We start from the raw sequence: 11,639 nt of genomic DNA, 5'->3' as shown, positions 1-11,639 counted from the left end.
ATGTGTCTTAGATTTCTTTTGGAGCGCCCACTTCTTCTTGCAGATGCTTGCGAATGGTCGCGAAAGAGAAGTTTTTACTGTCTAAACGTTTAGGCAGGATATAAGCACCTTGCTGACCTTTGACTTTAAAATTGATCAGCATGAATTCCGGCGTGTTATACCATTCATAGATGTCTTTCCAGCCAATAGCACCCACACCTTCCTGCATGCCCATTTTCTGGCGCATCACGATACCATGTGGCTGTACGCCCAGACGGATACCTTTAATTTCCTGTACCGGAAATTCATTCATCTTGCGTTTAACATACCATTCCAGACCAAAAGTACGGATCAGGTAATACAGTACTACACAGACAATCGCCACCCAGCAGATAACTGTTGAGTAGTTCTTGATCAGGATAATTCCCAGAATAGACAAGGCAACAATAGCACCCATGATCAGCCAAGCTTTCATACCAATTTTATTGGTACTACGCCAGATCATTAGCTGAGCATGACGCTGCTCAGCTTCTGAAATTTCATAGTTCACAGGCTGTAGGGTATAAGCGTATAAATTTTTCGCGGTCATAATGAAATTAACAGATTTAAAACTGTAAAAAGTTTAGCATTAATTATGCTGATTCAGTGAGTATATTGTTCCAAAATCAGCCAAATTATAATGAAGCCAATTCAGTAGCCTGTTCGTCACGTTCATGACTCAAACTCTGCTTTAACTGACTCAATTGCTTCAAGATACTAAACATTAAAGACAGTTGTTGCAAAATGATCAGTGGTTTCTGGTCTTCTTCCTGCTGTTGTGACAGACGCTGACGGATATTCTGGATCATATTCTGGGTACTTAGGTCAGGGACCTCATCATAGAGCAGGGCACCACGAATATTTTCTAGGGCTTGGTTCAGTAAGTCCAGTACATCCTGATCCTGAATTTTTTCACGATGCGCACCCAGCGCGGCAATATAACTGATAAAAGTATGATTCAGGCACAGAAACTCAAAAGCCTGTGATTTTTGCACTGGATCAAAGTCAGGTTCAGTGGCCAAAGTCGAGATCAGTGAAGCCACTTCAGCATCGGTATTATGAGCTGCACGGCGTACCACACGGTAGGTCAGACCATTATTTCGTCCAGACTTATACTGTTCAATCACTTCACTCAAGTAGTCACATTCTGCCTGCAGGCTACGGCTAATGCTTCGTGGCAAGCGACGAAATTTCCAATCCGGGAAGATAAAGCTCACGCCAAACCAGGCAATCGCACAGCCAATCAGAGTATCAATCATACGGGGGATAGCTGCGGTAAAACCCATACCGTCCAGGTTAAAGTTAATCAGAGCCAGAATGGTAATGAAGGCAGTGGCCTGTGCATACTGTTTACTGCGTAATTCAAAGAACAGAATCCCACTCAAAATCAGCAGCAATAATTGCCCTTCGACGGAAGGAATGAAGTAAAGAATGGCATATCCCAAAAGAATACCTGCCAGTGTTCCAACGATACGTAAACGTAAGCGACGCTTGGTAGCATTAAAATTAGGCTGGCTGACGAATAGTGCTGTAAGCAGAATCCAGTAACCATACTGAATATCGGTCAGCTGGACAAAGATATAGCTGATCAGCAGCACAATCGACAGGCGAATGGCATGACGGAACAACACCGATTCAGGTGTCAGATGCTGTTTGACTCGAATCTTGATATCTTCCCAGCCTTTCAGGTCATCATCTTTGAGCTGGTTTTCAATATGTTTAGCACGATCAAATTTGATATTACGTTCGGTTTCCAGGTTGCGTAATTGTGCATCAATGGATTTCAGATTCTGGAATAAGGCAAACAGGGCATTGATCCAGACCTGATCATACTGCTGTTCTGTACGTAATTTTTCCAGGGAAAATCTCAGGTTTTCAAAGGCATGTTTGAAGCGTTTATTATGTTTATAGGTTTTACGTTGCTGAATGCTTTCACTCAGGTCTTTACAGGCTTTACCCTGGATCGACAGGATGCGCTGAAAACGGAACAGAATGTCGCTATGTTCAAAAATTTTGGCCAGTTTCTGATAATCAATATGCGCAGAATCGGCACGCTCGTGAATATCTTGTGCCACAAAATAATATTGCAGGCTACGACGAGTATCTTTCTGACCCCGGTCACCTTTCAGGCGGGTCAAAAGGACAGTCTTCATTTCATTAAAAATTGAAATCAGTTTGCCATTTTCCAGTGATAGCTCGATCATACTTTGCTGATAACTTTTTGCCGTCATATCGACATCGAACAGATTCGATTTGGCGTAGAGGAAATCACCCAGTGAGGCATAGCATTTGGCCAGATTATCCTGTGCACGTCGCGCAGGGAACAGCAGGAAGCTCAATGTCGACAAAAAGCCATACCAGACCGCACCAATCAGCAGCAAGCTTGCCTGCTGATACCATCCATCAAATAGTTCAACCCCCAGCATGGAATAGACAGAAATCACCAGACAGCCATAGGAAATCGTGGCATAACGTCGACCAAGCGATCCGAGCAGAATCAGGACAATACAAGAGACAATTAAGGCAGAAGCAAACAGCAGCGGATAAGGAAATAACAGATAGACTGCGACTGCGGTAATGAAGAAGCCTAAATAGGTATAGAACAGATTCAGGATACGCACGGAAAAGCGGTCATCAATATCACTTAAACCTGCGGCCACCACCCCAAGGGTGAGTGGAATAGTCATTAACTGCTGTCCCATGAAATAGGGAACAAAGGCAGTGCCTGCAAAAGCGATCAGCATACGCAGGTTATACATCAGGGTCGTATTATAAGTCGCGTGCTTAAGACGATTGAGCCAAGATTTCAACGGTGATCCTTTCTCTTGCAGTGTTTGCTGCAAGGCTGAATATACATATGAGAAAAAGTATATTTATAACTTTTAATTTCCATGTAAATCATACTATGCGCTATGTTAATTTGTCTGCCTACTACGCATTAAAATCTTTAATTACATGAACTCCAATTCGACAGCACCACGGCCTTATACCATGTCCTGGATTATTTTGCTGGCTTCACTGACTGCACTTGGTCCTTTATCCATTGATATGTATCTCTCTGCCTTGCCCGAAATGGCAGCGGATTTTGGTGTCAGCACCCAGATGGTTTCCAATAGTCTGCCAGCTTATTTCCTTGGACTGGCGGTTGGGCAGTTGCTATATGGCCCGATCAGTGACCGGATTGGACGTAAGCCACCGCTTTATTTTGGATTGTGCCTGTATATTCTGGCAAGCCTGTTGTGTATGTTTGCACAGAATGAATGGAGCCTGATTGCAGCACGGGTATTACAAGCCTTAGGGGGATGTGTAGGTGTCGTGATTGCCCGAGCAACCATTCGTGATCGGCTGGATATGCAGGCGGCTGCACAGGCCTTTGCCAGCATGATGATTGTAACGACCATTGCACCGATTATTGCGCCAAGTCTCGGCGCATGGGTACTGATGTTCTTTGAGTGGAATATTATTTTCTTGGTGCTGATGGGCTGTGGTTTGTTTAGTCTGGTCTGTGTGCATTTTTTCTTTCAGGAAACCTTGCCTCCGGAACGCCGTCTTAAACTGAATTTGCAGCAGGTATTGAGTTTATACCGAACCATTTTTCAGGATGAGAGTTTCAGACGACCAATGCTGGTGGGTTGTTTTTCTGGGGCGGTGATGTTCTGCTATATCAGCGCTTCTTCAGCCATTCTGATGGATCATTATCATCTCACTGAACAGCAGTTTGCTTATGCTTTCGGGGGGAATGCTGTGGGAATCATGCTGTTCTCGACCATGAATAAGCATCTGGCCCAATATCTTTCAGTCTTAAGTCGCTTAAAACTAGGTGCCTCTTTACAGGGAATCGGTGTCCTAGCTTTACTGGTTTTAGGCTATCTGAACATTGAATCTGTTGTCCTGGTCATGGTGGCCTTATTTGTTGTTGTAGCCTCAATTGGTTTTGTGGGACCGAATGCGATGGCGCTGGCCATGGCAGAGCAGGGCGCACGTGCCGGAACCGCCAGTGCGATTATGGGTAGTATGCAATTTGCCTGCGGTTTGTTGGGCGGAGTTTTACTGAACTTTATGCTGTGGGATGCTTTATTCAATATGGCCTTGGTAATGGCGATCTTTGTGGTTATAGCCTTTAGATCTGTATTGAAATTAGAACTGCCTAGAGTTAAGCAGAGATAAGGAGCTGCAAGAACTCTATATCTCTGTCAGATGATCCAAGCAGCTCAAAGTTGATGCTTGGATCATGGCTTATCTAATTTTATTCTTCTACAAAAACGGCAAATTCCTCTACCGGGACACGTGGGGTAATAAAGGTATTTACGATATGGTCTGGATCTGCATAGCCCAGTGACATGCCACAGACCAGCTCTTCATCTTCACCTGCGCCCAATACATCCAGCACGATGCTATGAAAATGATTCCAGGCAGCCTGCGGACAGGTATCCAGACCACGCGCCTTGGCAGCCAGCATCACGTTTTGAATCATCATGGAAATATCCATTTTTGAACCTACGCCTAAATCTTTATGTAAGGTGAAGAATAGCCCCACTGGTGCATCAAATAATTCAAAATTACGCAGGTTCTGGCGTGCCATTTTCTCTTTTTCGCCTTTCTGGATATTCAGCAAACCATATAAGCCCCAGCCATTTTCACGACGTCGGTCGATATAAGGAGAAAACCATTGCTCGGGATAATAGGCAAAGGTTTCTTTATATTGTGCGGCTAGTGCCGGATTTTGATAAAGCTCCATTTGCGCCTGACAGACACGCTGCACCAGCTCATCGCGCTTTTTTCCGGTTAGCACATATACTTTCCATGGCTGGGTATTGGTTCCAGAAGGGGCGCGGCTAGCCACAGTCAAAATGTCTTTGAGCATGTCGGTACTGACCGGCGTATCCAGAAAAGCACGAACTGAATGACGGGAAGTAATGGTTTGATCTACAGCATGAACGAGGTTTTGATCCATTCTAATTTCCAATCTCATATCCTTAATGATGGTGAACTGACTATAAACCAAACAAACCCTGTCGGGCAGGGGGAATTTTAGTTTCACAGTGAATTGTGATGATTAATAAAAATCACATGAATGAGAATGCATTTAGGAGATATAGGAGTTATATAAATAGCCTAAGCAATTTATTGAATGCTTAAACAAAACTGCTTATAAAAATGAAACCAATACTTTAGATGCTGATATCTTGAGCAATTAACATCGATGACTGTAACTATACAGAAAGTTAAGAGCAAAATAGAATGATTAAAATTCAATCTTAAAAATAAAATTAAATATCCGTTTTTAGATTCAATTAATATTTTATTTCGATTAAAATTTAGGGGTAGTAAACTATAAAAAATAATAAGTTATAATTACTTTTTATATATTTGCTAACTATAGTTAATAAAAAACAATAAAACTTTATACAAAGAAACAGCATAATGTGCGACTTTTCAGTTGAATACATGCATTTTGAGGAAATAATGAAGATTGCATGGTCAAGCTCTATTTGAAATATCTTATTGCAAATGACTTGATGAACTCAGTTAGGTTAAAAGCACTCATGCAGCAATTTATGCTGGTTGAGAAGTAAAAAATATAGGTTGGATGTTATCGCTATAAGTTGCACGCTGAGATGAATTTACGCATCTGGCGTAGCTTATGCAATCAGCAAAAGGCCGTTTTTCGCTTTTATAAATCTCTCACTGAATATGATCATCACGATGATATTCATAAGTTTGAAACAGATGCGGAATGCTTTGTTGATTCTAAAGGCGATAGATGAATGAAAAAGATGACAATTACATGGGGTTATGTAAGGTTTTCTTCTGTAAAAATGAATCGCAACACGACTTTTAGAATGACAAAAATTCAGAACCATCTTGGACAAAAAAATTATGGATTTTACTTTTAACGCATTTTATACCCTGATCGCTGCAGTAATTGTTCTATTACTGGGCCGGTTTCTGGTGGATAAAATCGATTTTCTAAAACGTTACAACATTCCTGAACCTGTTGCAGGTGGTCTGGTTGCAGCAGTTATCTCTCTGCTGGTTCATTCGTTCTGGGGCTATAGCATTACCACGAGCGCGGAACTGCAAACCAGTTTTATGCTGATTTTCTTTGCGTCAATCGGTCTGAGTGCGAATTTTGCCAAATTACGTGAAGGCGGGATCGGACTGGTGATCTTCCTGGTTGCCATCTCGGCATTTATTGCACTACAAAATGCAGTCGGCATGGGCTTGGCAAGTTTACTGGGTATTGACCCTCTGATCGGTCTAATTGCCGGCTCGATTACGCTGACTGGTGGACATGGAACTGCTGGCGCTTGGGGTGAAATTCTTGAGGTTGAGCACGGTATTCAAGGTGCTTTGGCGCTCGGTATGGCAAGTGCGACCTTTGGTCTGATTATTGGTGGAATTATCGGTGGGCCTTTGGCGAAACTGTTGATTAACCGTCATAATCTTGCTGTGGCCCGTACCGATCAGCAAATCGAAAAACGTGACAATACCCCAATGGACAGTACGACAGATGAATATGTGCAATTTGAATATCCACATCGTGTCCGTCTGATCACCGCCGATAATGCCATTACTACACTTGGTTTGTTTGCAGGCTGTCTGGCATTTGCAGAGCTGATGACTGGCTTCAGTAAAGATACAGTGTTTGAACTGCCAACATTTGTATGGGCACTGGCAGGCGGCGTGATTCTGCGTAACGTGCTGGAAGGGGTTCTGAAAATCCAGATCTTCGACCGTGCAATTGATGTTTTTGGTAATGCTTCATTGTCGCTTTATCTAGCCATGGCACTACTGTCATTAAAATTATGGCAACTGGCGGATCTGGCAGGACCATTGATGGTGATTCTAGGTGCGCAAACTCTCACGATGGCTTTATATGCAGCATTTGTGACTTTCCGGGTGATGGGTAAAAACTACGATGCCGCAGTATTGGCTGCAGGTCACTGTGGTTTCGGGATGGGTGCAACCCCAACGGCTGTCGCCAATATGCAGGCGATTACCAATATGTATGGCGCTTCGCATAAAGCCTTCCTGATCGTTCCATTATGTGGTGCTTTCTTCGTTGACTTGATTAATGCCACGATCATCCAGATGATCTTGAAATTTTTCGTCTAATTTTAGGCTTGATAATGAGTCATAAGCTCATAAGGATATGACATGAATGATCAGCTAAATGAAACCTTACTGGGCTGGGTCAATGCCTTAAATGGTCCACTCTGGGACTTTTTAGTGGTATTCCTGGTCGCAGTCGGTATTTTGTATACGATCATGACCGGTGCCGTACAAATCCGTTTGTTCTGGCACAGTATGAAAGTCATGAAACGTAGTCGTGGCAAGGTCGAAGACGATCATGGTATTACGCCGTTTCAGGCTTTTGTTACAGGTCTGGCTAGCCGGGTTGGTGTGGGTAATGTCGCTGGTGTCGCCATTGCGATTGCTGTCGGTGGTCCAGGTGCTGTGTTCTGGATGTGGTTTACTGCATTTCTGGGAATGAGTTCTGCTTTTGTAGAATCGTCATTAGCACAGTTGTTTAAAGTCCGGGATAACAAGAACCAGCAATTCCGCGGTGGACCTGCGTATTACATTACTCAGGGTCTTAAACAGAAATGGCTGGGAATTGTCTTTGCGATTGCGTTGATTACGACCTACGGTTTTGTGTTTAATGCCGTACAGGCCAATGCGATTACTGGTGCAACCTCACATGCCTGGGGCTGGAATGAAGCCAATCTGATGTTGCCATTAGGCGGCTTCGATCTGGAAGTTTCCTGGATTGGTCTGGTCTTGGTCTTGATTACGGCCATGATTATTTTTGGCGGGATCAAGCGGATTGCCAAAGTTGCTGAAGGGGTAGTGCCTTTCATGGCAGTTCTTTACCTGGCTGTTGCTTTATATATCGCCGTCATCAATTACGATATGTTGCCGTCTATTTTCCAGCTGATCTTTAGCAAAGCATTTGAGTTTGAAGCAGCGGCTGGCGGTTTCTTCGGTGCCATGATCTCGATGGCCATGATGATGGGGATTAAGCGCGGTTTATTCTCGAACGAAGCGGGGATGGGTTCAGCACCGAATGCGGCAGCTGCCTCTGACGTGAAACATCCGGTGAATCAGGGTCTGGTTCAAATGCTTGGCGTATTTGTAGATACCTTCGTCGTATGTTCATGTACCGCTATCATTATTTTAGTCTCTGGCCTATATGAAAATGCCGGTTTTGAAGGTGTAACCTTGACCCAGATGGCGCTTGAAAGCCAGATTGGTGCTTGGGGTGATGACTTCCTGGCCTTGATTCTGTTCCTGTTTGCCTATTCTTCTATCATTGGTAACTATGCCTATGCAGAAGGAAATATTCAGTTCATCAATAATAACAGTAAGGTCATGTTTACTTTCCGATTGCTGGTATTGTTTATGGTGTATTTCGGCTCGGTTGCCAGTGTGCCGTTGATCTGGAATATGGCGGATCTGTTCATGGGTGTCATGGCTAGTATCAACCTGATTGCGATTGTGCTGCTGATGCCATTTATTTTGATGCTGCTCAAGGACTATACCGGTCAGCTGAAACGTGGCATCGAGCAACCAGAGTTTAAACTCGATGATCATCCGAAATTTAAAGATAAAGTTAAATCAGATATCTGGTAAGACTTGAGCAAAAAGCCCCGACTGGTTCGGGGCTTTTTTATGAGCTTAAATTATTAGAATGACACAAAATTAAGATAGCTTTGATATAGGATAAAGCCAGCAATCAGGCTGAACCAGACTGGTAGTTTCGAGCGTAACAGTAAAATCATCACGATGACAAAAACCAGATCAGACCAGGAACGAAAATACGCCTGAGAGAGATCAATCAGCAAATATAAAAGCAGTCCGACGACTGCCGCATTAATCCCGCTTACCGCCTGAAAAATAATACGTTGCTGCATTAACCATGACCAATAAGGCAAAGTAGCAAAAATCAGAAAAAACGAAGGCAAGAAAATGGCACAGGTTGCTAACAGTGCGTTAATCCAGGCTGAGCCTGTCCAAGGCAATAGAGCACCGACATAGCTGGCAAAACTAAATAATGGACCCGGCATCAGTTGAGCAAATGCATAACCTAGATCGAAAGATTGTGACGAAAGCAAATTGGTCGCAACAAAGTCCTGATGCAGCAAAGGCAGAATGACATGTCCGCCACCAAAGACCAATGAGCCAGTTTGATAAAAATCAGCAAAAAACGCGAGTTCAGGCCAAGAACCAGATTTGACTAGTATAGGAATCAGGAAAAAGGGCAGTATAAATGCGATGAACCAGTAAGGTGAATGACGTGGCCGAATATAGCTTGAGTGAATGATAGATGAATTTGAAGCAGGTTTATTTTCCTGAGGAGAATTAGAAAATTTTGCCATTACAAGGCCAAAAACTGCCCCTAAAATAATGACTAATAGCTGATTCAAACTGATACCAATGAAGCTCAGGATCAGGACTGAAATCAAGACCAGTACATACTGCCAGATGCTCTTGCAGAAACTGTTAAGCATTTGCCAGAATGCCCAGACGATTACAGAAAAAACGATCAATTGAATGCTATGAAAGCTGTTTGAGTTTAGAATATGGAAATAGTGCTGACCGAGTACTGCGATCAAGCTCATCAAAAGCGCTGAAGGCAGGGTAAATCCAAGCCAAGCCACGAATGCCCCAGCATAACCCCTTTGCAGATAGCCAATTGAAAGGCCTACCTGACTGCTGCTGGGGCCGGGCAAAAGCTGCGCTAATGCAATCAGCTGGCCATATTGTGTCGTATTTAACCACTGTAACTGGTCGACAAATTTACGGTGAAAAAACACCAGATGCGCTGCCGGTCCACCGAATGCCATACAGCCCAGTTGCAGGAAAGTGAGAAAGATCCGGTACATTGAAGGTGTATTCATACAGTGGCTGAAAATTGAAAGACATTAGTGCAACTGTATGACAGTTTTACGAAATTCTACAGATTATTTAAGCATGTGTTTATACACTATGCTGCTTTAACAAAATGAGGACGTGCTCTGCATGCAGAAATATGTACTGAGTATATTGGCGATGACAATGATAGGCCTGAGTGGCTGCCAAACGACATCCGGTTTAAATCAACCTAACTCTAGTCATATTAAATCTGCCAGTTCAATAGCAGAAGCCCAGGCACGCCCAAACCAGATCAATTTCCACAAGATCAAGCAAACAGAAAACCGTCCGGTGATTGCACTTGTTCTTGGCAGTGGCGGTGCGCGTGGCTATGCGCATATCGGTGCAATTGAAGTGTTGGAGCAGGCAGGCATACAACCTGACTTTATTGTGGGAACCAGTGCCGGCAGTATCGTAGGTTCCATTTATGCCAGTGGTAAACCGGCGATTGAACTGCGTAATATTGCGTTAAGCATGAAAGCGACTGACGTCCGCGACATCAAGCTGGACCCTAAAGGTTTTTTTGATGGCAAAAAAGTCGAAAATTATGTGAATTTGCAAGTGGATCAAACGCCTTTGCAAGCCATGAAAATCCCGATGTTTGTGGTAGCCACAGCCTTGAAAGAGGGCAAGCGGGTAGTCTTCAATTATGGTAATACCGGTCAGGCAGTACGTGCATCCGTTTCTATTCCAAGCATGTTTATTCCGACTGTCATCCAGAAAAAAGAATATGTGGATGGAGGGCTGGTCAGTCCGGTGCCAGTTAAAGTAGCTCGTGAGTTGGGCGCTGATATTGTGATTGCTGTCGATATTCTGGCGCAGCCAATCCATACTGAAACCACCAATGTCTGGGGCCTATTCAACCAGAATATTAATATCATGCAGCAACGTTTAGCTTCTGAGGAGCTACAATACGCCGATGTGGTAATTCAGCCAGACTTACGCGAAAAAGGTCATATTTTTGATGTGCGTGGCAGGGAATTGACCATGGACGCTGGCATCGAGGCGGCTAAACTCAAGCTACCAGAAATTGCTCAGGCCTATCAGAAGCATAATTACAGCCAGGGTCATCAGATTCCATTGCTCTTGGCTCAACAACAATAGTTTGCTCTAAGATTTTTAATAAAATATTTATTTTTCATAAAGATGTATAAAAATATTTACCTCTTTTCTCATGTAGATGAAAAGCGGCTCATTTTTGCTCATCGTTTTTAGAGATGAGCTGATGTTTTCTACCTATTGAAAGTCACTTAAAGCCCGCGTTTCAATTGGAAATAAATATTTGAATTATAAAAATATAGTGATTTTATAAATATATTTTAAGGCTATTTTTTTGATTTTAACAAAATTATTCACAGACTTAAGTTAAACAACTGTTCAAAAGCTTAGAAGATCATGACAGAATAAAAATTGATAGATTAATAAATGTAAAAGCCATATGAATCACATCGAAATTGGCCAGCAAGTCACATTAGCTCAGTTTGAAAATACAATTTTTACTGTAACTAAAGTTCATCTCGATGGTTCTTTTACCGTTGAAACTATATTGCATGGCCAGCAGACTTTAAGTTATGAAAATGTGGCGCGAGAAATGTTGAGACAGGTGCCTGCTTAATTCGAGATTATTTTTTGTTAATGCATGCAGTTCTCTTAAATCGAGTTCTGCATGCTTAATAAATAATCTCTTAATTGCAGTGCATTGA

9 protein-coding genes are annotated in these 11,639 nt (G+C 42.9%); 5 read left to right on the top strand and 4 right to left on the bottom strand.

Annotated elements, in window-relative coordinates; genetic code table 11:
• Positions 1-7 precede the first annotated feature (7 nt).
• Positions 8-568 carry a YcxB family protein gene (locus F897_RS14520; RefSeq protein WP_004784963.1) on the bottom strand — a complete coding sequence of 187 codons (561 nt, stop codon included), beginning with the start codon at positions 566-568 and terminating at the stop codon, positions 8-10.
• An 85-nt stretch (positions 569-653) separates the two neighbouring features.
• Positions 654-2,828: a YccS family putative transporter gene (yccS, locus tag F897_RS14515; RefSeq protein WP_005236984.1), complete on the bottom strand. Its 2,175-nt coding sequence runs from the start codon at positions 2,826-2,828 to the stop codon at positions 654-656.
• Positions 2,829-2,973: 145 nt separating this feature from the next.
• Here yccS and F897_RS14510 point away from each other — a divergent pair, with 145 nt between their 5' ends.
• The gene (locus F897_RS14510) at positions 2,974-4,185 is read left to right on the top strand and encodes a multidrug effflux MFS transporter (RefSeq protein ID WP_005236983.1); all 1,212 of its coding nucleotides are present in this window, start codon (positions 2,974-2,976) and stop codon (positions 4,183-4,185) included.
• Positions 4,186-4,264: 79 nt separating this feature from the next.
• Here the strand turns inward: F897_RS14510 and F897_RS14505 are convergent, their stop codons facing one another.
• Entirely contained in the window at positions 4,265-4,972 is a 708-nt protein-coding gene (locus F897_RS14505; RefSeq protein ID WP_005236982.1) for a nitroreductase, read from the bottom strand.
• 926 nt (positions 4,973-5,898) lie between these two features.
• Here F897_RS14505 and gltS point away from each other — a divergent pair.
• Both gltS and F897_RS14495 read left to right on the top strand, forming a co-directional pair.
• On the top strand, positions 5,899-7,137 hold the full coding sequence (gene gltS, locus F897_RS14500; protein WP_005236981.1) for a sodium/glutamate symporter: 1,239 nt from the start codon (positions 5,899-5,901) through the stop codon (positions 7,135-7,137).
• 42 nt (positions 7,138-7,179) lie between these two features.
• Positions 7,180-8,655, top strand: a complete 1,476-nt coding sequence (locus tag F897_RS14495) for an alanine/glycine:cation symporter family protein (RefSeq protein ID WP_005236980.1) — start codon at positions 7,180-7,182, stop codon at positions 8,653-8,655.
• A gap of 53 nt (positions 8,656-8,708) precedes the next feature.
• Here F897_RS14495 and chrA read toward each other — a convergent pair whose 3' ends face one another.
• Positions 8,709-9,923 carry a chromate efflux transporter gene (chrA, locus tag F897_RS14490; RefSeq protein WP_034581094.1) on the bottom strand — a complete coding sequence of 405 codons (1,215 nt, stop codon included), beginning with the start codon at positions 9,921-9,923 and terminating at the stop codon, positions 8,709-8,711.
• 121 nt (positions 9,924-10,044) lie between these two features.
• Here chrA and F897_RS14485 point away from each other — a divergent pair, with 121 nt between their 5' ends.
• Positions 10,045-11,040, top strand: coding sequence for a patatin-like phospholipase family protein (locus tag F897_RS14485; RefSeq protein ID WP_005236978.1), 996 nt, complete (start codon positions 10,045-10,047; stop codon positions 11,038-11,040).
• Between the two features lie 334 nt (positions 11,041-11,374).
• Positions 11,375-11,551 (top strand): hypothetical protein, encoded by a 177-nt coding sequence (locus tag F897_RS17790; protein WP_005236977.1) that lies wholly within the window; start codon positions 11,375-11,377, stop codon positions 11,549-11,551.
• The last annotated feature ends 88 nt before the right edge of the window (positions 11,552-11,639 follow it).

This window comes from Acinetobacter variabilis (genome assembly GCF_000369625.1).
In the GTDB taxonomy this organism is placed as follows: domain Bacteria; phylum Pseudomonadota; class Gammaproteobacteria; order Pseudomonadales; family Moraxellaceae; genus Acinetobacter; species Acinetobacter variabilis.
This window is presented reverse-complemented; position numbering and strand designations above follow the sequence as displayed.

Coding starts and splice junctions, on each gene's coding strand:
- F897_RS14520 (WP_004784963.1), bottom strand. CDS start 568: ATGACCGCGAAAAATTTATACGCTTATACCCTACAGCCTGTGAACTAT.
- F897_RS14510 (WP_005236983.1), top strand. CDS start 2,974: ATGAACTCCAATTCGACAGCACCACGGCCTTATACCATGTCCTGGATT.
- F897_RS14505 (WP_005236982.1), bottom strand. CDS start 4,972: ATGGATCAAAACCTCGTTCATGCTGTAGATCAAACCATTACTTCCCGT.
- gltS (WP_005236981.1), top strand. CDS start 5,899: ATGGATTTTACTTTTAACGCATTTTATACCCTGATCGCTGCAGTAATT.
- F897_RS14495 (WP_005236980.1), top strand. CDS start 7,180: ATGAATGATCAGCTAAATGAAACCTTACTGGGCTGGGTCAATGCCTTA.
- chrA (WP_034581094.1), bottom strand. CDS start 9,923: ATGAATACACCTTCAATGTACCGGATCTTTCTCACTTTCCTGCAACTG.
- F897_RS14485 (WP_005236978.1), top strand. CDS start 10,045: ATGCAGAAATATGTACTGAGTATATTGGCGATGACAATGATAGGCCTG.
- F897_RS17790 (WP_005236977.1), top strand. CDS start 11,375: ATGAATCACATCGAAATTGGCCAGCAAGTCACATTAGCTCAGTTTGAA.